Annotated in this window: 16 protein-coding genes; 9 read left to right on the top strand and 7 right to left on the bottom strand. The window is 71.5% G+C overall.

The genetic code is table 11. The features are described from left to right. Window positions 1-10 precede the first annotated feature (10 nt). Both JAP66_RS29200 and JAP66_RS29195 read right to left on the bottom strand, forming a co-directional pair. Window positions 11-1501, bottom strand: a complete 1491-nt coding sequence (locus JAP66_RS29200) for a CoA-acylating methylmalonate-semialdehyde dehydrogenase (RefSeq protein WP_199435090.1) — start codon at window positions 1499-1501, stop codon at window positions 11-13. Beyond that, window positions 1498-2802, bottom strand: coding sequence for an aspartate aminotransferase family protein (locus JAP66_RS29195; RefSeq protein ID WP_199435089.1), 1305 nt, complete (start codon window positions 2800-2802; stop codon window positions 1498-1500). Before JAP66_RS29195 ends, JAP66_RS29200 begins: the two co-directional genes overlap by 4 nt. Before the next feature lie 117 nt (window positions 2803-2919). Here JAP66_RS29195 and JAP66_RS29190 point away from each other — a divergent pair, with 117 nt between their 5' ends. The 6 genes from JAP66_RS29190 (at window position 2920) to JAP66_RS29165 (ending at window position 9931) form a co-directional block, all read left to right on the top strand. Further along, the gene (locus tag JAP66_RS29190; protein WP_199435088.1) at window positions 2920-4566 is read left to right on the top strand and encodes a PucR family transcriptional regulator; all 1647 of its coding nucleotides are present in this window, start codon (window positions 2920-2922) and stop codon (window positions 4564-4566) included. Window positions 4567-4602: 36 nt separating this feature from the next. Further along, window positions 4603-4977 (top strand): SSI family serine proteinase inhibitor, encoded by a 375-nt coding sequence (locus tag JAP66_RS29185; protein WP_199435087.1) that lies wholly within the window; start codon window positions 4603-4605, stop codon window positions 4975-4977. Window positions 4978-5139: 162 nt separating this feature from the next. Continuing rightward, on the top strand, window positions 5140-6723 hold the full coding sequence (locus JAP66_RS29180; protein ID WP_199435086.1) for an NCS1 family nucleobase:cation symporter-1: 1584 nt from the start codon (window positions 5140-5142) through the stop codon (window positions 6721-6723). Then, on the top strand, window positions 6674-7516 hold the full coding sequence (locus tag JAP66_RS29175) for a nitrilase-related carbon-nitrogen hydrolase (protein WP_199435085.1): 843 nt from the start codon (window positions 6674-6676) through the stop codon (window positions 7514-7516). Before JAP66_RS29180 ends, JAP66_RS29175 begins: the two co-directional genes overlap by 50 nt. 10 nt (window positions 7517-7526) lie before the next feature. Then, window positions 7527-8921: a dihydropyrimidinase gene (hydA, locus tag JAP66_RS29170; RefSeq protein ID WP_199435084.1), complete on the top strand. Its 1395-nt coding sequence runs from the start codon at window positions 7527-7529 to the stop codon at window positions 8919-8921. 11 nt (window positions 8922-8932) lie between these two features. Continuing rightward, a complete protein-coding gene (locus JAP66_RS29165) occupies window positions 8933-9931 on the top strand; it encodes a TIGR03842 family LLM class F420-dependent oxidoreductase (protein WP_199435083.1) in 999 nt (332 codons plus the stop codon). Window positions 9932-9966: 35 nt separating this feature from the next. On the opposite strand, the gene JAP66_RS29160 is transcribed toward JAP66_RS29165, so the two are convergent. From JAP66_RS29160 to JAP66_RS29145, 4 genes are all read right to left on the bottom strand, one after another. Beyond that, window positions 9967-11214 (bottom strand): serine hydrolase domain-containing protein, encoded by a 1248-nt coding sequence (locus JAP66_RS29160; protein WP_199435082.1) that lies wholly within the window; start codon window positions 11212-11214, stop codon window positions 9967-9969. Between the two features lie 107 nt (window positions 11215-11321). After that, a complete protein-coding gene (locus JAP66_RS29155; protein ID WP_199435081.1) occupies window positions 11322-12131 on the bottom strand; it encodes a siderophore-interacting protein in 810 nt (269 codons plus the stop codon). A 100-nt stretch (window positions 12132-12231) separates the two neighbouring features. Beyond that, window positions 12232-14085 (bottom strand): FtsX-like permease family protein, encoded by a 1854-nt coding sequence (locus JAP66_RS29150; protein ID WP_199435080.1) that lies wholly within the window; start codon window positions 14083-14085, stop codon window positions 12232-12234. Between the two features lie 3 nt (window positions 14086-14088). Further along, entirely contained in the window at window positions 14089-14862 is a 774-nt protein-coding gene (locus tag JAP66_RS29145; protein ID WP_199435079.1) for an ABC transporter ATP-binding protein, read from the bottom strand. A 328-nt stretch (window positions 14863-15190) separates the two neighbouring features. Here JAP66_RS29145 and JAP66_RS29140 point away from each other — a divergent pair, with 328 nt between their 5' ends. Further along, window positions 15191-16900 (top strand): GMC family oxidoreductase N-terminal domain-containing protein, encoded by a 1710-nt coding sequence (locus JAP66_RS29140; RefSeq protein ID WP_199435078.1) that lies wholly within the window; start codon window positions 15191-15193, stop codon window positions 16898-16900. A gap of 13 nt (window positions 16901-16913) precedes the next feature. Next, window positions 16914-17552, top strand: a complete 639-nt coding sequence (locus JAP66_RS29135; RefSeq protein ID WP_199435077.1) for a TetR/AcrR family transcriptional regulator — start codon at window positions 16914-16916, stop codon at window positions 17550-17552. Window positions 17553-17555: 3 nt separating this feature from the next. On the opposite strand, the gene JAP66_RS29130 is transcribed toward JAP66_RS29135, so the two are convergent. After that, the gene (locus JAP66_RS29130) at window positions 17556-19124 is read right to left on the bottom strand and encodes a DHA2 family efflux MFS transporter permease subunit (RefSeq protein WP_199435076.1); all 1569 of its coding nucleotides are present in this window, start codon (window positions 19122-19124) and stop codon (window positions 17556-17558) included. A 149-nt stretch (window positions 19125-19273) separates the two neighbouring features. Here JAP66_RS29130 and JAP66_RS33090 point away from each other — a divergent pair, with 149 nt between their 5' ends. After that, entirely contained in the window at window positions 19274-20764 is a 1491-nt protein-coding gene (locus tag JAP66_RS33090) for a TLP1 C-terminal extension domain-containing protein (RefSeq protein ID WP_199435075.1), read from the top strand. The last annotated feature ends 6 nt before the right edge of the window (window positions 20765-20770 follow it).

The raw sequence follows: 20770 nt of genomic DNA, 5'->3' as shown, positions 1-20770 counted from the left end.
TGCCGGCAGGTCAGGCGTTGCCGGGGAAGCCCAGGTTGACGCCGGCGTGGGACTGGTCGGGCCAGCGCGAGGTGACCACCTTGGTGCGCGTGAAGAAGTGGATGCCCTCCGGACCGTAGGCGTGGCTGTCGCCGAACAGCGAGTCCTTCCAGCCGCCGAAGGAGTAGTAGCCGACCGGCACCGGGATCGGCACGTTGACGCCGACCATGCCGACCTCGACCTCGTGCTGGAACCGCCGGGCGGCGCCGCCGTCGGTGGTGAAGATCGCCGTGCCGTTGCCGTAGGGGCTCGCGTTGACCAGTTCCAGCGCCTCGTCGTAGGAGGCGGTCCGGGCCACGGAGAGCACGGGGCCGAAGATCTCGTCGGTGTAGATCGACATGTCCGGACCCACCCGGTCGAACAGGGTCGGGCCCAGCCAGAAGCCGGCCCGCCCTTCCGCGGCGGCGCGGCCGTCGACCACCAGCTCCGCGCCGGCGGCGACCCCGGCGTCGATGTAGGAGCGGACGCGCTCGCGGTGGGCGGCCGTGACGAGCGGCCCCATCTCCGACTCGGGCTCGCGGCCGTCGCCGACCCGCAGCGCGGCGATGCGCTCGGCGATCCTGGCGACCAGCTCGTCCCCGGCCGGGTCGACCGCGACCACCACCGACACCGCCATGCACCGTTCCCCCGCCGAGCCGAACCCGGCGGAGACCGCCGCGTCGGCGGCCAGATCGAGGTCGGCGTCGGGCAGCACGACCATGTGGTTCTTGGCGCCGCCGAGCGCCTGCACGCGCTTGCCCCGGCTGGTGCCGGTCTCGTAGACGTAGCGCGCGATCGGTGTCGAGCCGACGAACGAGATGCCCTTCACCGCCGGGTGCTCCAGCAGGCCGTCGACGGCCACCTTGTCGCCGTGCAGCACGTTGAGCACACCCGGCGGCAGCCCCGCCTCGGCGAACAGCTCCGCGATGAACAAGGCCGCGGACGGGTCCTTCTCGCTGGGCTTGAGCACGACCGTGTTGCCGCACGCGATCGCGTTGGGCACGAACCACAGCGGCACCATCGCCGGGAAGTTGAACGGGGAGATCACGCCAACCACGCCGAGCGGCTGGGCGATCGAGTACACGTCCACGCCGCGCGAGACGTTCTCGCTGAACCCGCCCTTGAGCAGTTGCGGCGCCCCGCAGGCGAACTCGACGTTCTCCAGCGCGCGCTGTACCTCGCCTGCGGCGTCGGAGAGCACCTTGCCGTGCTCGTCGGTGACGATCCGGGCGAGCTCGTCCTTGCGCGCTGCGAGCAGCTCGCGGAACGCGAACAGCACCTTGCCGCGCGTGGCCAGCGAGGCGGCGCGCCAGCCGGGCAGCGCGCGGGCCGCGGCGCCGACCGCCTCGGCGACCTCCCGGTCACCGGCGAAGTCCACGTGCGCGCGGACTTCGCCGGTGGCGGGATCGAACACCTCCCCGGTCCGTTCGGGTGCCCCAGCCCAGCTCTTGCCGTCGATCCAGTGACTGATCCGCTCCGTCATGCGCCGCGCTCCTCGTTCGCCACCGCGATCGACTCTCCCAGGATCGCGAGGGCCTCACCCGCCTCGTCGTCGGTCAGCGTCATCGGCGGTGCCAGCCGGATCACGTTGTTGTGCAGGCCGCCCTTACCGACGAGCAGGCCGCGTGCCTTCGTCTCCTCGAGCACGATGCCGGCGGCGGGCGGGCTCGGCTCGGCGCTGCCCGGCTCCACCAGCTCGATGCCGAGCATGAGGCCCTTGCCACGCACATCGCCGACCACGCCGTAGCGGTCGCCGATGTCCCGCAGTCCGGCGATCAGCCGGTCGCCCAGCTTGGCGGCGTTGCCCTGGAGATCGTTGTCGAGCAGGTAGTCCAGGGTGGCCTTGGCGCCCGCCGTCGCGACCGGGTTGCCGCCGAAGGTGGAGATCGAGTTGGCTCGCAGGCTGTCCATCACGTCCGCGCGGGCGACCACGCCGCCGATCGCGAGCCCGTTTCCGAGGCCCTTCGCGAAGGTCAGCGCGTCCGGGGTGACACCGTGCGCGCCGATGCCCCAGAAGTGCTCGCCGGTGCGGCCCCAGCCGGTCTGCACCTCGTCGGAGATGAGCAGGATGCCGTACTCGTCGAGCACCTCCTTGAACGCGCCGAGCAGCCCGTCCGGCGGCACGTTGAAGCCGCCGACCCCCTGGATCGGCTCGGCGATCAGCGCGGCAACGTCGCCGGAGGTGGTGGTGCGCAGCACGTCGCGCAGGTCGTCCACGCACGCGGCGATGTAGTCGGCGTCGGAGAGGCCGGCGAACGGGCCGCGGTAGCGGTAGCCGCCGTGCACGTAGCTGACCTTCACCGGCGAGAGCGCGCTGGCCGACCAGCCCCGGTTGCCGGTGATGCCCACCGTCGCGAACGCGCGGCCGTGGTAGGAGTTGCGCAGCGCGAGCACCTGGTTGCTGCGCCGGTACTGGGTGGCGAGCATCAGCGCGGTCTCGTTGGCCTCGGTGCCGGAGTTGGTGAAGAACACCTTCGCGTCCGGGATGCCGGAGAGCTCCGCGATCTGCTCGGCGAGCTCCACCTGCTTGCGGATGAGGTAGAGCGTCGAGGTGTGCAGCACGCCGGTGTCGAGCTGCGCGCGGATCGCGTCGGAGATCTCGCGGACGTCGTAGCCGATGGCGTTGGTCAGGATCCCGGCGAAGAAGTCGAGGTACGTCCGGTCCGTGGAGTCGGTGACGTGCCTGCCCTGCGCCCGCACGATTTCGATCGGTTCGGAGTAGTACAGCGCCAGCCAGTCCGGCAGCACGGCCCGGTGCCGGCTCAACAGGTCCGATTCCGTCATGCGTCCGAGTGTCGGGGCGGGCCACGCCGGTGCGCCACGGACAATATGTACCGACTCCCGTCAGCCGCCGTACAGTCTGCATCTTCCCTACCGGCGGAGAACGCGAGGAGGCCGCCCATGTACCCGACCGTGGCCGAGGTGCTCGCGCTGCCGGTGATCCGGCACGGTGGGCCGCGCGTGGTGGCGGGCGCGAACGGGCTGCACGGCCGGGTCCGCTGGGTGCACGTCGCCGAGGTCGCCGACATCGCGCACCTGCTCAAGGGCGGCGAGCTGGTGCTCACCACCGGGATCGCCCTGCCCGACGACGACGCCGCGCTCCGCGAGTACGTCGAGGAGCTGGCCGGGGTCGGTGTCACCGGGCTGGTCGTGGAGCTGGTCCGGCACTGGAGCGACCGGCTGCCGCCCGCACTGCTGCGCGCCGCCGACGAGCAGGACCTGCCGCTGGTGACCCTGTCCAGGGAGACCCGCTACGTGACGGTCACCGAGGCGGTGAACGGGCTGATCGTGGACGCGCAGGTGACCGAGCTGCGCGCCGCCGAGCAGGTGCACGAGACGTTCACCGCGCTCACCGTCTCCGGCGCGGAGCCGGACGTGGTGCTGCGCGAGGTCGCCAGGCTCACCGGGCAACCGGTGGTGCTGGAGACGCTGTCGCACGAGGTGCTGGCCTACGACGCCGCCGGGGCCGACCCCGGCGAGCTGCTCGCCGGGTGGCAGCAGCGCTCCCGCCCGGTCCGCCTCGGCGAGCGCACCGGCTACCACGGCGCGACGGGGTGGCTCGTGACCATCGTCGGCGCGCGCGGGCACGACTGGGGCAGGCTGATCCTCGTGTGCGGGGAGCCGCCGCCGCACCGGCACGTCGTCGTCGCCGAGCGCGCCGCCTCCGCGCTTGCCGTGCACCACCTGCTCACCAGGGACGGTGACGGGCTGGAACGGCAGGCCCACCGGGCGGTGCTCGCCGAGCTGCTCGCCACGCCCGCCCCTTCGGCCGAGCTGGTGGCACGCGCGGCGGCGCTGCGGGTGCCGCTCACCGGCAGGCGGCTCGTGGGCGCCGCGATCCGGCCCCGGCTGACCGGGGCCCCGCGGCCCGCCGGGGCGGCCTCCACCCAGCCGGTGCTGCGGGAGCTCGCCGAGGCGACGGCACTGGCGGCCCGGAGGGCAAAGGTCGCGGCACTGGTCGCCGCCACCGACGACCTGAGCGTGCGGGTCCTGCTCTCCCTATCGCCGCAGGCGAACTCGGAGGCCGTACTGGGCAGGTTGGCCACGGAGATCCACCAGGCGCGTCCTTCGATGCCCGCGGTGGTCGCCGTCGGCAGCACCGTGGAGTCGGGCGCGGAGGCGGGGCGCAGTCTCGCCGAGGCGGCCCATGTCGCCGCGGCCGCCCTGCGCCGGGACGACCGGCCCGCGTGCGGGTTCCACCGGCTGGAGGACGTGCGGCTACGCGGCCTGCTGCACCTGCTCGCGGACGACGACCGCGTGGCCGCGTTCGCGGCGCGGGAGCTCGGTCCGCTGCTCGCCAGGGACGCGGCCTCGGGCAGCAGGCTGGTGCAGGCGCTGCGGTTCTTCTGCGAGCACGGCGGGAACAAGTCGGCGGCCGCCGCGGCGGCGCACACCTCGCGGACGGCCTACTACCAGCAGCTCGCGCGGATCGAGCAGGTGCTCGGCGTGCCGCTGGAGGACCCGGAGTCGATGCTGTCGCTCTACGTCGCCCTGCTCGCCCAGGAGGTCGCTCCACCATCGGGCGACGGCGATCACTCCGTCGGGTGACACAGCCTCCGCCGCGCGCGTGCCGATAGCCGAGGTATGCCCATCTTCTCCGCCGGATCGCTCGCCGCGTGCGCCGTCACCCTGATGTGCGCGGGCGGGCAGGCCACTCCCCCCGGGTCCTCCCTCGTCCTCACCCTGCATCCGGAGGGTGGCACGCCCCGCTCCGCTGTGCTTCTCTGCGATCCGGCCTCCGGCACCCACCCGGAGGCGGAGGCGGCGTGCGACGCGCTGGAGCAGGCGGACGGCGACTTCGCCCGCCTGCCGACCGAGCACCGGGCGTGCCCGATGATCCACGCGCCCGTCCGCGCCGAGGCACACGGCACCTGGCGCGGGGAGCGGGTGCACTTCAGGACCTCCTACTCCAACACCTGCTTCGCCGAGGCGGAGTCCTCCGGCGTGTTCGCCATCTGACCCTTTTCGCCCCGCCTGTTGCGCCGCCGTTACCGGGCCGTTAACGGCGGCGGGCAAGCACCGGAACCGTCGGCGCGCAATCGACAGTGTGTTGTCGGTCACCCGCAACGGTGAACACTCTGCCAGTCCCGACCGGACACTTCGGGCGAGCAGGATGCCGCAATGGAGCCGACCACCGCCCAGATCCACCACCCGGACGGCCGGGTGGAACTTCGCGATGCGTCGTCGGTGCACGGCAGCCGGTTCTTCAACGACGAACTCGCCCCGGTGCCCATCGAGCGACGAACCTGGACCACCTACAACTACTTCGCGCTGTGGAACGGAATGGCGCTGAACCTTCCGTCCTACCTGCTCGCCTCCGGGCTGATCGCGATCGGCATGAACTGGGCGCAGGCGTTTCTCACCATCGCCCTCGGCAACCTGATCGTGCTGGGGCCGATGCTGCTGAACAGCCATGCGGGCACCAAGTACGGCATCCCGTTCCCGGTCTTCGCCCGCGCCTTCTTCGGCGTGCGCGGGGCCAACCTGGCGGCCCTGCTGCGCGGGCTGGTCGCCTGCGGCTGGTTCGGCATCCAGACATGGGTCGGCGGCCAGGCGATGTTCGTGATCCTCGGCAAGCTGCTCGGCGACGGCTGGACCGGCGCCGCCGTGGTCGGCGGTGAGCCGTGGACGCTGTGGCTGTGCTTCGGCGTGTTCTGGGCCGTGCAGATGATCATCATCTGGCGGGGCATGGAGGCCGTCCGCCGCCTGGAGAGCTGGGCGGCACCGCTGGTCACCGTGGGCTTCCTCATCCTGCTCATCTGGGTCCTGGTCAAGGCGGGCGGTCTTGGCCCGATCTTCTCCCAGCCCTCGGAGCTCGGCTGGGGCGCCGACTTCTGGAAGGTCTTCGCGCCCTCGCTGATGGGCATGATCGCGTTCTGGGCCACGCTCTCGCTGAACATGCCGGACTTCACCCGGTTCGGCCAGAACCAGCGCAAGCAGCTCTGGGGGCAGGTGCTCGGCCTGCCGACGACGATGTCGTTCGTCGCCATCATGTCGATCATGATCACCTCCGGTGGCATCGTCATCTACGGCGAGGCCATCTGGGACCCGGTCGAGCTGGCCAGCCGGTTCGACTCGCCGGTCGTGGTGATCGCGGCGCTGCTCGGGCTCGTGCTCGCGACGATCACCACCAACCTGGCGGCGAACGTCGTCAGCCCGTCCTACGACTTCTCCAACGCCTTCCCGAAGCGGATCAGCTTCCGGGTCGGCGGGCTCATCACCGGTGTGATCGGCATCGTCATCCAGCCGTGGCGGCTGATCTCCGACCCGAACATCTACATCTTCGCCTGGCTGAACTTCTACGGCGGCGTGCTCGCCGCGATCGCCGGTGTGCTGGTCGCTGGCTACTGGGTGCAGGCAAGGACCCGCCTGGACCTGACGGACCTGTTCAGCGAGCAGGGCCGCTACTGGTTCCGCGGCGGCTGGAACTGGCGTGCGCTGGTGGCTTCCGCCGTGGGCGCGGTGCTCGCCGTCGGCGGCGCGCACTCCGCCCCCGGCGCGGGCCCGTTCCCCGAGGACGGCCTGATCCCGCTGTTCCGGGCGTTCTACGACTACAGCTGGGTCGTCGGCCTGGTGGCCGCGTTCCTGGTGTACCTCGCGCTGACGCTGCCCGGCTCGCGCGGGGCGGCCATTCCCACCCACAAGGAGGAGCAAAGTGAGCGATCTGGTCAGGGCCGGCTTGGTGCAACAGCGGTGGACGGGTGACAAGGACTCGATGATCGCCACCGCGGTCGACGCGATCGGCAAGGCCGCCTCGCAGGGCGCGCAGGTGGTGTGCCTGCAGGAACTGTTCTACGGCCCGTACTTCTGCCAGGTCCAGGACACCGAGTACTACTCCTACACCGAGGCCGTCCCGGACGGGCCGACCACGCGGCTGATGCAGGAGGTCGCCGAGCGGCACGGGGTCGTGCTGATCCTGCCGGTGTACGAGGAGGAACAGCCGGGCCTGCTCTACAACACCGCCGCGGTGATCGACGCCGACGGCAGCTACCTCGGCAAGTACCGCAAGAACCACATCCCGCAGGTGAAGGGATTCTGGGAGAAGTTCTACTTCCGGCCCGGCAACACGGGTTACCCGGTCTTCGACACGGCGGTGGGCCGCATCGGCGTCTACATCTGCTACGACCGGCACTTTCCCGAGGGCTGGCGCGCGTTCGGGCTGGCCGGCGCGAAGATCGTGTTCAACCCCTCGGCGACGAGCCGCGGCCTTTCGCAGTACCTGTGGCGGCTCGAACAGCCCGCCGCCGCCGTGGCCAACGAGTACTACATAGGGGCGATCAACCGGGTCGGCGTGGAACCGCTGGGCGACAACGACTTCTACGGTCAGACCTACTTCGTCGACCCGCGCGGCGAGCTCGTCGGCGACGCGGCTTCGGACACCGAGGACGAGATCGTGGTGCGCGACCTGGACATGGCCAAGCTGGCGGAGGTCCGCGAGCTGTGGGCGTTCTACCGCGATCGCAGGCCGGACTCGTACGACTCGCTCGTCAAGCCGTGAGGAGGACCCGATGCTCCTGGTGATCAAATCCGGAACCGTGCTCGCCCCGTCCGGCCCGATCGAGGCGAACGTGGTCGTCGAAGACGAGCGGATCGTGGCGCTCACCGACCCCGGGTCGGACGCCTACGAAACCCGCGCCGACCGGATCGTCTCCGCGGCGGGCAAGTACGTCATGCCCGGCGGGATCGACGCGCACACGCACATGGAGATGCCCTTCGGCGGCACGTTCTCCGCCGACACGTTCGAGACCGGCACCCGCGCGGCCGCGTGGGGCGGCACCACGACGATCATCGACTTCGCCGTACAGGCCAAGGGAACATCGCTGCTGTCCACACTGGACAAGTGGCACGAGAAGGCGGACGGCGACTGCGCTATCGACTACGGGTTCCACATGATCGTCTCCGACGTCAACGACACGACGTTGAAGGAGATGGAGTCCTGTGTGGACGCCGGAGTCACCAGCTTCAAGATGTTCATGGCGTATCCGGGCGTGTTCTACTCCACCGACGGCGAGATCCTGCGCGCCATGCACAAGGCCACCGAGACCGGCTCGACGATCATGATGCACGCGGAGAACGGCATCGCGATCGACCAGCTCGCAGCCCGGGCACTGGCCGAGGGCAGGGGCGAGCCGGTGCAGCACGGGCTCACCAGGCCACCGGAGCTGGAGGGGGAGGCGACGTCGCGGGCGATCACGCTGGCCAAGGTCACCGGCTCGCCGCTCTACATCGTGCATCTCTCCGCCGCCCAGGCGCTCGCGGCGGTGGCGGAGGCCCGCGACGACGGCCAGAACGTGTTCGCCGAGACGTGCCCGCAGTACCTCTACCTTTCCATCGAGGACCTGGCGAAGCCTGACTTCGAGGGGGCGAAGTACGTCGCCTCTCCCCCGCTGCGGGAGAAGCATCACCAGGCCGACCTGTGGCGGGGCCTGCGGACCAACGACCTCTCGGTGGTCTCGACCGACCACTGCCCGTTCTGCTTCAAGGACCAGAAGGAGCTCGGCCGGGGCGACTTCACCAAGATCCCGAACGGGATGCCGGGCGTCGAGCACCGGATGGACCTGCTGCACCAGGGCGTGGTCGCCGGGGAGATCTCGCTCGCCCGCTGGGTGGAGACCTGCTCGACCACGCCGGCCCGGATGTTCGGGCTGTACCCGCGCAAGGGTGTCCTCGCGCCGGGTTCGGACGCCGACATCGTGATCTACGACCCGAACGCCGAGCAGACGATCTCGGCGGCCAGCCACCACATGAACGTCGACTACTCCGCCTACGAGGGCATGCGCCTCACCGGACGGGTGGACACGGTGCTCTCCCGGGGCCGGGTCCTGATCGAGGGCGGCGAGTACCACGGCACGGCGGGGCACGGCCGGTTCCTCTCCCGCGACCGCTGCCAGTACCTGAACTAGGGGCGTGTGCGATGGAATTCGGAGTGGTACTGCAGACCGATCCCCCTGCCGGTGAGGTCGTGCGGCTCATGCGGGAGGCGGAGGACCGCGGTTTCGGCTACGGGTGGACGTTCGACTCCAGCGTGCTGTGGCAGGAGCCGTTCGTCATCTACTCGCGGATCCTGGCGGAGACGTCGTCGCTGGTCGTGGGCCCGATGGTGACCAGCCCCGGCACGCGTGACTGGTCGGTGCTGGCGTCGCTGTTCGCCACGCTCAACGACATGTTCGGCAACCGGACGGTGTGCGGCATCGGCCGCGGCGACTCGGCGCATCGCGTGGTGGGCAGGCCACCGTCCACTCTGGCCACGTTGCGCGAGGCGATGCACGTGATCAAGGAGCTGGCCGAGGGGCGCGAGGTGACCCACAACGACACCGCCGTGCGGATCCCGTGGGTGCGCGACGGCCGGCTGGAGATGTGGATGGCCGGCTACGGGCCCAAGGCGCTGCGCATGGTCGGTGAGCAGGCCGACGGGTTCATCCTGCAGACCGCCGACCCGGTGATCGCGCGGTGGACGATCGGCTCGGTGCGGGAGGCGGCGCGGGAGGCGGGACGCGACCCGGAGGGGATCACGATCTGTGTGGCCGCGCCCGCCTATGTCGGTGACGACCTCGCGCACCAGCGCGAGCAGCTGCGCTGGTTCGGCGGGATGGTCGGCAACCACGTGGCGGACCTGGTCGCCCGCTACGGCGACGCCGGGCCGGTGCCGTCCGAGCTGACCGACTACATCGCGGGCAGGCAGGGTTACGACTACGCGCACCACGGCAAGGCGGGAAATCCGTCGACCGACTTCGTGCCGGACGAGATCGTCGACCGCTTCTGCCTGGTGGGCCCGGCCTCCGCGCACGTGCAGCGGCTGGAGGAGCTCGCGGAGCTGGGCGTGCACCAGTTCGCCGTGTACCTGATGCACGACCAGCGGGAACGGACACTGGCCGCCTACGGCGACGAGATCATCACCAAGCTCACCGCATAGCGCCTGGCCACCGCTCGTGAGTGGGAAACCGGGTTCTAACTCGGTTTCCCACTCACGAGGGCCTGGTAGACGAGCTGGCGCAGCTGCTGGCGCAGCGGGTGGGTGCTGGAGGGCATCAGCTGGGTGAAGAACAGCACGGTGACATCCTCCGCAGGGTCGACCCAGAACGCGGTGCTCGCGAGGCCGCCCCAGGCGAACTCGCCCGCGCTGGCCAGCGTCCTGGCCTTCACCGGGTCCTGCAGCACCGAGAAGCCGAGCCCGAAGCCGAAGCCGTTGAACGGCACCTCGGCGTAGAGCGGACGGCCGAACTCGTCGAGGTCCGCCCCGCCGGGCAGGTGGTTGCGGGTCATGAACGCGACGGTGCGCGGCGCGAGCAGGCGCACCCCGTCGAGCTCACCGCCGCGCAGCAGGAACTGGGTGAACCGGTGGTAGTCGGCCGCGGTGGAGGCGAGGCCACCGCCCCCGGAGAGGAACGCGGGCGTGCGGGTGATGGCCTCCCCGACGGCGTCGTGGCGAACCGCGCGCCGGGAGCCGGGCTCGGGCGCGTAGAGCGCGGCCAGGCGGTCCAGTGCGCCGCCGGTGGCCTGGAACGACGTGTCGGTCATGCCGAGCGGGCCGAGGATGCGCTCAGCCAGGAAGGTGTCGAACGGCTGCCCGGACGCGACCTCGACCAGCCTGCCGAGCACGTCGGTGGCCACCGAGTAGTTCCACTCCGTGCCGGGCTCGAACATCAGCGGCAGCTCGGCCCACGCCGCGCTGCACGCGGCCAGGTCCATCCCGGGCGGTGAGAACAGCTCGAAGCCCGCCTGCCGGTACATCGCGTCGACCGGGTGCGCGTGGTGGAAGCCGTAGGTGAGCCCGGCGGTGTGCGTGAGCAGGTGCCACACGCGGATCGGCTCGGTGGCGGGCACCGTGGCGGGGCGCAGTGCCGAGCCCTTGGTGTAGACGCGCATGTCCGTGAACTCCGGCAGCCATGCCGAGATCGGGTCGGCGAGGTCGAACACACCCTGCTCGACGAGCATCATCGCGGCGACCGAGGTGATCGGCTTGGTCATCGAGTAGACGCGCCACACCGTGTCCCGCTCGACCGGCAGCCCGGCCTCGACGTCGCGCCGGCCCCGGGTGGAAACGTGCACGATCTTGCCGTGCCTGCTGACGACGGCGAGCCAGCCGGGCAGCAGGCCCTCGTCGACGTAGCGCGCCATCCGGTCGTCGATCCGGTTCAGGCGCTCCTGGTCGAACCCGAGCTCGCCGGGGTCGGTCTCCACCTCGAGATCAGTCATGCACCCGTTCTACCCGAGCACCTCGTGAGTGCGTAACAGTGTTCTAACTCGTGTAGCCACTCACGACCCTCGTGGGTGGCTACCGGCGTTCTCACTCGGGTAGGCACTCACGAGGCTTTTTCGGCGGCCTTCTCCTCGCGCCAGGCCTCGTCGGTCTTGCCGCGCCGCCAGTAGCCGGAGATCGAGAGCATGTCCCTGCGGACGCCGCGCTCGTCCAGCAGGTGCCTGCGCAGCTCCCGGACGAACCCCGCCTCGCCGTGCACGAACGCGTGCACCGTGCCGCCGGGGAACTCCAGCGCGCGCACCGCGGCCACCAGATCGTCCTGCGCCGAGCGGTGCAGCCAGCGGATCTGCGCGTCGCCCTTGGTCGGCAGCGGCTGCTCCTCCGCCGCGTCCTCCACCAGCAGCAGGGCGCGCACCGGCGCACCGGCGGGCACCGCCTCCAGGGACGCGCCGATGGCCGGCAGCGCGCTCTCGTCGCCGACGAAGAGGTGCCAGTCGGCTTCCGCGCTCGGCGCGTAGGCGCCGCCGGGGCCCATGACCAGGAACTCGTCGCCGGGTCGCAGGCTCGCCGCCCACGGGCCTGCGAGCCCCTCGTCACCGTGGTGCACGAAGTCGATCGCCAGCTCACCGGCGTGCGGGTCGTGATAACGAACCGTGTAGCTGCGCTGGCGTGGCCACTGCTCGCGCGGCAGCTCGGCCTTGATCACCCGCATGTCGAACGGCTCGGGGTAGGCGACGCCCGGCACCGGGAAGAGCACCTTGACGTAGCTGTCGGTGAACTCGTTGGCGACGAACGCCGCGAGCCCCTCCCCGCCGGAGACGACCCTGATCATGTGCGGGGTGATGCGCTCGGTGCGCAGCACCCGCAGCCGCGTGACGGGCTTGCCGCCACTGCGCGCCGGTCGGTCCGTCATTGACTCGCTCCTCATCACGCCGGATGCCTCATCTCAGCTAAGGCTACCCTAAGATCCACCGGTTTCGCCCAGTGCGCCGATCACCGCCGGAGTCGACGGGTCACTCCCCCGCGCCGACGAGCGACACCGGCCGGGGCCGGGTGGCAACGAGGCTTGTCAGCACGCTCGTGGCGCCCACCACCGCGAAGGCACCGGCCACCACGGCGACGACCAGCGGCCCCGGCACGCCGACCAGCCAGGCGCCGGTGGACCGCGCCGCCGCGGCACCGATCCCGGCAACCGTGCCCGCCGCGGCCAGCCCGCCGAGGAACAGGCCGATCGCGGCGACGGCCCACGACTCCACCAGCGCCGCCCGCACGACCTGGCCCCGGCTGAGGCCGCTCACCCTGGCGACGGCGAACTCGCGCCTGCGCTCCGCCGCCCCGATCACGACGGCGTTGACCACGGCGATCAGGGCATACAGCCCGGCCAGACCCATGATCACGGTCATGATCCCGGCGCTGGTGTCCTGCTGCCGGGCGGCGGTGCGGGCGGCCCACGCCTCGGCTGTCTCCACGCGGCCCTCGCCGAGGGCCGCCGTCACCCGCGTGGGGTCGGCGCCGGGGTCGAGTCGCACCAGCGTGTGCGCCGGCGCCTCCGCGGCCACCGCGGCGGGCACGAGCTCGCGTGGCAGGAGAACGTCGGCGCCACTGCCGAACGACCCGGGCAGCACGGCGACCACGCGCAGCGGCACGGTGCGCTCACCGATCCGGGCCTCGACGACGCTGCCGAGAGGGTGCTCGGCGGAGGCGATGGTGTCGCCGTGCAGGTCGGTCAGCGAGCCCTCGACGGCGGTGCGGTGATGGGTCCGCAGGTAGGCCGCCGGGTCGACGGCCACCGCCTCGGCCGTGTCGGTCTCGGTCTCGCCGTCTTCCACGGTGGCGACCGTCAGGGTCACCGGCACGGCCAGCTCTGTCGAGGCGGTCGCGACCCCGGGCACCTCGCCGACCGGGAGCGGGCCCTCCGTGGTGACGACGAGGTCGGCTCGCAGGTCCTGGTGCAGCTCGCGTTCAGCGGCGGCACCGAGGGTGGTGAGCGTGCCGGACATGCCGAGCAGCAGCGCGACCAGCACGAGCAGGGGCGCCGCCGTCGACGCGCTGCGCCGCACACCGTCGCGCAGGTTCGCCGCCGCGAGGGTGCCGAGCGGCCCGCCACGCAGCAGCAGCCCGATGACGCGTCCGGCGAGGGGCACGACCAGCGGGCTGAGCGCGCTCAGGCCGATGGCCGCGGTGATCGCGACGTTGATCGAAAGCGGGACGGCCGCGATCGGCCCGGCGAAGGACGACACGGTCGCCAGTGCCACCGCGCCGCCGAGGAACAGCACGCCGAAGAACCAGCGGGACGCGGTGATCACCCGCGCGGCCTCCCCTGTCTCGCGCAGCGCCTCCAGCGGCCGCACCCGCGCCCCCCGCCGGGAGGCGGCGAGCACCCCGGCGACCGCGACGCCGACCCCGATGCCCGCCGACACGGCGAGGATCCAGTCGTGCCAGGGCACGGTGAACTCCGGCGGCACGAAGCCGAGGCCGGTCAGCAGGCCGGTCTGGACCCGCTGCACGAGCATGCCCAGCGGCACGCCGATCCCCGTGCCGAACAGGCCGAGCAGGACCGCCTCGGCGAGCAGCAGCCTGCGGAGCTGACCCCGGCCCGCGCCCGCGAGCCGCAGCAGGGCGAGGTCACGCCTGCGCTGGGCGACGGTGAACGCGAAGGTCGACGCGACGATGAACACGGCGAGGAACGTCGCGATGGCCAGGGTCATCCCGAGCAGCGTGATCGCCTCGACGTACCCGCCGATGGCCGCGGCGAGCAGGATCAGCAGCGACGACTGCACGAGCGCGACGCCGAGACAGACGGTGAGCAGCGCGCCGAGGAACAGCTGGCCACGCTCGCGGAAGGTGCTCCAGGACAGACGCAACACTGGTCACGCCTCCAGTCGGGCGAGCCGCTCGGCGACCTCGTGGGCGCTCGGCGCGGTGGCGCGGTCGGCAATGCGGCCGTCGGAGAGGAACACGACGGAGTCGGCACTGGCCGCGACCGCGGGGTCGTGGGTGACCATGACGATGGTCTGCCCCGCCTCGGCCACCATGCCGCGCAGCAGGCGGAGGACCTGCCTGGCGGAGGCCGAGTCGAGCGCGCCGGTGGGCTCGTCGGCGAAGAGCACCGCCGGCCGGGTCACCATCGCCCGCGCGATCGCGACCCGCTGCTGCTGCCCGCCGGAGAGCTCGCGGGGGCGATGCCGCCTGCGGTCCTCGAGGCCGACGCTCGCCAGCACCTCCCGCACCTGGCTGCCGGACACGCGCCTGCGGGCGAGCCGCAGCGGCAGCGTCACGTTCTGCTCGGCGGTGAGCGACCCGATGAGGTTGAAGCTCTGGAAGACGAACCCCATCCGGCCGCGGCGCAGCTCGGTCAGCTCCTGCTCGCCCGCCGCGGTGATGTCCTCGCCGGAGAGCAGCACCTGCCCCGCGCTGGCCCGCTCCAGCCCGGCGGCGCAGTGCAGCAGCGTCGACTTGCCGGAACCGGAGGGACCCATCACCGCCGTCCAGGTGCCTGCCGCGAACGCGATGCTCACGTCGTCGAGGGCGCGCACGCGCGCCTGGCCGCTGCCGTAGTCCCGGCTGACGCCGCGGAGCTCGACGGCCGGGGCCGACAGGCCCGGCCCTCGGGGTACGGCCTCGGTGTGCTGGGGTGCTGTCATGCCTCCCATCCCACCGGCTGCGGCCCGCCAGGTCACCAGTGCGCGCCCCCGGGCAGGGGGTTGGGCGAACCCTACCCCGCGGCGGTCCGCGACCGTCCACACGAGACGGCACACCGCGGCATACCCCGGGTGAACGGCCCATCCCTGCAAGCCTGCCGAGGCGGCCATCGACCGCCTCCTCGACGCGCGCCTTCTGGAGCCCGCGGGCCCGCACCGTTTCCGGTTGCGCGACCTGACCCGCTCTCCGCCGAGGATGCTCCGGCACCGGCTCTGACCGGCATCCGCCGGAACTCTTGACAGAGTGCCAACAACGGGCGACGGTAGGCGGATGGCAGGCTTCGACTACGACGTCCTCGTGATCGGCTCGGGCTTCGGCGGGAGCGTCAGCGCACTGCGGCTCACCGAGAAGGGCTACCGGGTCGGCGTGCTCGAGATGGGCAGGCGATTCGCCGACCACGAGTTCGCCACGACGTCGTGGCGGGTACGCGACTACCTGTTCGCGCCGAAGTTCGGCTGCACCGGCATCTTCCGCATCACCCCGCTCAGGGACGCGCTGGTGCTCAGCGGCGCGGGCGTGGGCGGTGGCTCGCTGGTCTACGCCAACACGCTGTACGAGCCACCGGACGCCTTCTACGAAGATCCACAGTGGTCGGCCATCACCGACTGGAAGGATGAGCTCGCACCGTACTACGACCAGGCGAGGCGCATGCTCGGGGTCGCGACCTACCCTCGCGTTACACCGGCCGACGAGGTGATGCGCGAGGTCGCCGCGGACATGGGCATCGGGCACACCTTTCACCCCGCCCAGGTCGGTGTCTTCTTCGGCGGCGAGGACACCGCACCCGGCCAGGAGGTGGCCGATCCCTACTTCGGCGGCGCAGGTCCCGCCCGGCGCTCGTGCATTCACTGTGGTGAGTGCATGACCGGGTGCAGGCACGGCGCCAAGAACACGACCGTGAAGAACTACCTGCACCTGGCCGAGCAGGCCGGCGCGCGGGTGCATCCGATGACCACGGTGACCGAGGTGCGACCCCTGTCCGGTGGCGGCTACGCGGTTTCGACCGTCCACACCCGACGGCCGTGGCGCAGGCGCACGTTCACCGCGGAGCAGGTCGTGTTCTCCGCCGCCTCGCTCGGCACGCAGCGACTGCTGCACAGGCTGCGCGACCGCGGCGTGCTCCCCCGCATCTCGGAACGGCTCGGCGTGCTCTCCCGGACGAACTCCGAGGCCGTGCTCGCCGCACGCACCAGGCGGCGGGACAGCGAGTTCCACCGCGGCGTGGCGATCACCTCTTCCATTCACCCGGACGAGGTGACCCATGTTGAGCCTGTTCGCTACGGCAAGGGCAGCAACCTGCTCGCCCTTCTCGGTGCCGTGCTCACCGACCCCGCCCCCGGCAAGCCGCGCTGGCTGCTGGGCCTGCGCGAGATGTGGCGGCAGCGGCGCGTGCTGCCCACGCTGCACAACCCCCGGCACTGGTCGGAACAGACGATCGCGCTGCTGGTGATGCAGACACTCGACAACTCGGTGACCACCTACACGCGGCGCGGGGTGCTCGGCAGGCGGATGCGCACGAGGCAGGGCATCGGCGAGCCCAACCCCGTCTGGATCCCGGGCGGGCACGAGGTGACGCGAAGGGTCGCGGACAAGATCGGCGGCATTCCGGGTGGTGGCTGGAACGACCTGGTCAACGTCCCGCTCACCGGTCACTTCATCGGCGGCTGCGCGATCGGCGAGTCCCCGGCGACCGGCGTGGTGGACCCCTACCAGCGGCTGTTCGGGTACGAGGGCCTGCACGTGGTCGACGGCTCCACGATCTCCGCGAACCTAGGGGTCAACCCCTCACTGACCATCACCGCGCAGGCCGAGCGGGCGATGGCACTGTGGCCGAACAAGGGTGAGCGCGATCCCCGTCCCCCGCTCGGCGAGCCCTACCGGCGGGTAAGCCCGGTAGTGCCCGCGCGGCCGGCGGTCCCCGGCACCGCACCCGGCGCGCTGCACCTGCCCCTCTTTCCGGCGGAGGAGGCCGCGACGTGAGAAAATCCACTTCATGACCACGGAATCGGCGCCCAAATGGCGAAGGCTGGAGCCCGACGAACGCAAGGAACAGATCTTCGCCTGCGCGGCCGACCTGTTCGGGGAGCGCCCGTACGGTGAGGTGTCCACATCGGACATCGCCGCGCGCGCCGGTGTCGCCCGCGGGCTCATCAACCACTACTTCGGCACGAAACGCGACCTGTACCTGGCCGTGGTCAAGCGCGCGCTCACCGTGCCGCACTTCGCGGTCAAACGGCTGCCCGAGGGCTCCCTCGAACAGCGCACCGACGCGGCCGTCGAGTGGTTCCTCGACATGGTCAGCAAGCAGGAGAAGATGTGGCTCGCCGCGATCACCCCGGAGGGCATCGGCCGGGACGTCGAGGTGGAGCGGATCCTGGACGAGGCCGACCGGAACTCGGCCGACCGCGTTCTCGAAGCGGTCGGCCTGAGTCCGGACGATGCCCACTGGAACGAGCTGAATGCCCTGGTGCGGGCCTACGGCGGCATGGTGAAGGCGGCGGGCCGCGAATGGCTGGTGCGCGGCGCCCTGAACCGCCAGCAGGTGCACACCCTGCTGAGCAGGTCGTTGCTGACGCTCGTCAGGGACGTCTTCCCCGAGGTACCGGAGCAGACCGGCACCAGGGCGCGATAGCGCTCAGTGCGGGAGCATCACCGGCGCTGCCTCGGCGTCCCCGGTGCCGTCGGCGTCTCCCCTGTCTCCCGTGTCCCCGCTCCGGTCCGGGCGCACGGCGGGGCGCCGCGGCAGGAACAGCGCCGGGACCAGGCACAGCGCGATCAGCACCACCGCCCAGGTGAACGTCGTGGCGAACGAGTCGGCCGCCAGCACCGCGGCGGCGTCCCGCGTCCGCGGGTCCGCCAGCGCGCCGGTGGCGGCCAGCTGGCCCTGGCTGGTCGGCACGCCGAACTTCCCGGCCAGCAGGCCCGCCAGGATGATCGACATCACCGCCGAGCCGATGGCGCCCGAGGTCTGCTGGATGATGTTCAGCGCGGTCGATGCCCTGGCGACGTTCTTGCTGGTCAGCGTCTGCAGGGCGGCGGACATGATCGGCATCATCGTGGCGCCGAGGCCCATCCCCATCACGAACAGGGCCGCCAGCAGCTGCCAGTACGGCGTCACCGGGCCGACCTGCGAGAACATGGCGAGCCCGGCCAGGATCAGCCCGAGGCCCGGCAGCACTACCTTGCCAGGACCGACCCTGTCGGCCAGCCTGCCCGCCACCGGCATGGTGAGCATCGCGCCGAGTCCCTGGGGCGCAAGCAACAGCCCCGCCTGCAGCGCCGACTCGCCCCGGACCAGCAGGAAGTACGTCGGCAACAGCAGCATCGCGCCGAAGAAGGCCACCGCGAACAACGCCATGGTCGCCGAGGCGGCCGCGAAGGTGCGGTCCCGGAACAGGCGCAGGTCGACGAGCGGGTTGTCGATCCGTAGTGCGCGCAGCACGAAGCCGACGATCAGCCCGGCACCGAGCACGATCGGCAGCCACACGCCGGTCGCGCCGATCCCGCCCGCGCCCGGGATCTCGGAGACTCCGTAGATCAGCATCGCCAGGCCGGGCGAGAGCATCAGCATCCCGGCGAAGTCGAACCGCTCGGCCGGTTCGGGGTCGTCCTTCGGCAGCAGCCGCCAGGCCGCGATCAGGGCGATGATCCCGATCGGCACGTTGATGTAGAAGATCCAGCGCCAGCTCACCGAGTCGACCAGCCACCCGCCGAGGATCGGACCGCCGATCGGGCCCAGCAGCATCGGCACGCCGAGCACCGCCATCACCCGGCCGACCCGGTGCGGGCCCGCCGCCCTGGTCAGGATCGTCATACCCGCCGGCATCAGCATGCCGCCGCCGAACCCCTGCACGACGCGGAACACGATCAGCGTTTCGACGTTCCACGCCATTCCGGCCAGCATCGAACCGACCAGGAACAGCGTGATGGCGAGCAGGTAGAGCCTTTTCGTGCCGAAACGATCCGAGGCCCAGCCGGTAACGGGAATGACCGTGGCCAGCGCCAGCATGTAACCGGTCGCCACCCATTGAATGGTGTCGAAGGACGTTTCGAACTCCAGGGTGAGCGCCTGGAGTGCGACGTTGACCACCGTCACGTCGAGGATCGCCATGATGGAGCCGAGCACCACCACAGCGGCGATTTTCAGGACGCCGCTGTCGAGTCTGTCCTCGACAGAGTCGTTATTCAGTTGCGAAGTCGTCATGATTCCATTTCCGACGGAAGAAGAAGAGAAAAAGCCCCAGTTGCCGGTCCATGCTATCGGCGGCGAAATTGCCGTGCCACGCGTTTTCGAGTGTTCGGCGTCACGCTCCACACTATTGGCACAGCGCCAGTAAGTGCTACCGTCGAGTCGTGGACCCACGGACCCCGGTACTCGTCGGCGCAGGTCAGCACACCCTGCGGGACAGCACAGCAGCCACCTCCCCACGGGAGCTGATGCGGCTGGCCGCCGAAGCCGCGCTCGCCGACGCCGGAGCGCCCGCGCTGCGCGAGCGCCTGCACTCGGTCGGGGTGGCCGACAGCTTCTCGTGGGGCACCGCCGACCCGGCCGCGCTGCTCGCCGTGGAGCTGGGCCTCTCCCCCGCTGAGACCGTCTACACCCACACCAGCGGCACCAGCCCGGTCGAACTGCTCGCCGACGCCGCGAGCCGGATCCGCCGCGGCGAGCTGGACGCGACGCTGCTGGCCGGCGGCGAGGCGGTCAAGGCACTGCTCGCCGGCCGCTACGGCGGCGGCCCGAAGCAGCCCGAGGGCACCGCGCCGACCCGCATGCTCGGCGTCGACCGCGAGCCGCTGCACCCGGCCGAGGCCGCCGCGCAGCTCCGCCTGCCCCTGGGCTTCTACCCGCTGTTCGAGAACGCGATCCGCGCGGCCGCGGGCCGCGACCTGCCCGCGCACGTCGACCGGCTCGGCCGGCTCTGGGCCCGCTTCGCCGACGTCGCCCGGCACAACCCGCACGCCGCGGTGACCGACCCGCCCGGTGCGCGGGACATCGTCACGGTCGGACCCCACAACCGGATGGCCGCGCTGCCGTACCGCAAGCTGCTGACCGCCAACATCTTCGTCGACCAGGCCGCCGCGCTGCTGCTCTGCTCGGCGGCCACCGCGGAGTCGGCCGGTATCCCACGGGAGAACTGGGTCTTCGTGCACGCCACGGCCGGCGCCGACGACCACTGGTTCGTCTCGGAGCGGCCGCGGCTGGACCGCTCCCCCGCGATCGCCGCCGCCACCTCGGCCGCGCTGCGGCACGCCGGTCTCGGGATCGGCGACATCGGCCATCTCGACCTGTACTCGTGCTTCCCCTCGGCGGTGCAGGTGGCGGCCACCGAACTCGGCCTGAGCGACGCCGACCTCGCCGATCCGGCGCGGCCACCGACGGTGACCGGTGGGCTGACGTTCGCGGGCGGGCCCGGCAGCAACTACGTGACGCACGCGCTGGCCACGCTCGTCGGACGGCTGCGCGGCACCCGTGGCGAGTACGGGCTGGCCACGGCCGTCGGCTGGTTCCTGACCAAGCACGCCGCCGTCGTGCTCGCCGCCGATCCGCCCACCGAGCCCTACGCCCATCACCAGGTCTCGGCCGAGGTGGCCGCGCTGCCCCGGCGAGCAGTCGTCACCGGCGCCACCGGACCGGCGACGGTGGAGACCTACACCGTTCTGCACGACAGGTCGGGCGAGCCGGAACGCGGGATCGTGCTGGCCACCCTGCCGGACGGCGCGTGGACCGCCGCCTCCAGCGAGCATCCCGAGACGATCGCCGGGCTCCTCGACCGCGACCCGCTCGGCGCCAAGATCGAGCTGGGCACGGACGCGGGCTTCAGCATCGGCACCTCACCCTCGTGAGTGGCC

The sequence above is a fragment of the Qaidamihabitans albus genome (assembly GCF_016464705.1).
In the GTDB taxonomy this organism is placed as follows: Bacteria; Actinomycetota; Actinomycetes; order Mycobacteriales; family Pseudonocardiaceae; genus Qaidamihabitans; species Qaidamihabitans albus.
The sequence above is the reverse complement of the archived record's forward strand: the minus strand, read 5'-3'. Positions and strand labels throughout refer to the sequence as shown.

Excerpts from the sequence above, each read along its gene's own strand:
- JAP66_RS29200 (WP_199435090.1), bottom strand. The coding sequence starts at position 1,501 with ATGACGGAGCGGATCAGTCACTGGATCGACGGCAAGAGCTGGGCTGGG.
- JAP66_RS29195 (WP_199435089.1), bottom strand. The coding sequence starts at position 2,802 with ATGACGGAATCGGACCTGTTGAGCCGGCACCGGGCCGTGCTGCCGGAC.
- JAP66_RS29190 (WP_199435088.1), top strand. The coding sequence starts at position 2,920 with ATGTACCCGACCGTGGCCGAGGTGCTCGCGCTGCCGGTGATCCGGCAC.
- JAP66_RS29185 (WP_199435087.1), top strand. The coding sequence starts at position 4,603 with ATGCCCATCTTCTCCGCCGGATCGCTCGCCGCGTGCGCCGTCACCCTG.
- JAP66_RS29180 (WP_199435086.1), top strand. The coding sequence starts at position 5,140 with ATGGAGCCGACCACCGCCCAGATCCACCACCCGGACGGCCGGGTGGAA.
- hydA (WP_199435084.1), top strand. The coding sequence starts at position 7,527 with ATGCTCCTGGTGATCAAATCCGGAACCGTGCTCGCCCCGTCCGGCCCG.
- JAP66_RS29165 (WP_199435083.1), top strand. The coding sequence starts at position 8,933 with ATGGAATTCGGAGTGGTACTGCAGACCGATCCCCCTGCCGGTGAGGTC.
- JAP66_RS29160 (WP_199435082.1), bottom strand. The coding sequence starts at position 11,214 with ATGACTGATCTCGAGGTGGAGACCGACCCCGGCGAGCTCGGGTTCGAC.
- JAP66_RS29155 (WP_199435081.1), bottom strand. The coding sequence starts at position 12,131 with ATGACGGACCGACCGGCGCGCAGTGGCGGCAAGCCCGTCACGCGGCTG.
- JAP66_RS29145 (WP_199435079.1), bottom strand. The coding sequence starts at position 14,862 with ATGACAGCACCCCAGCACACCGAGGCCGTACCCCGAGGGCCGGGCCTG.
- JAP66_RS29140 (WP_199435078.1), top strand. The coding sequence starts at position 15,191 with ATGGCAGGCTTCGACTACGACGTCCTCGTGATCGGCTCGGGCTTCGGC.
- JAP66_RS29135 (WP_199435077.1), top strand. The coding sequence starts at position 16,914 with ATGACCACGGAATCGGCGCCCAAATGGCGAAGGCTGGAGCCCGACGAA.
- JAP66_RS29130 (WP_199435076.1), bottom strand. The coding sequence starts at position 19,124 with ATGACGACTTCGCAACTGAATAACGACTCTGTCGAGGACAGACTCGAC.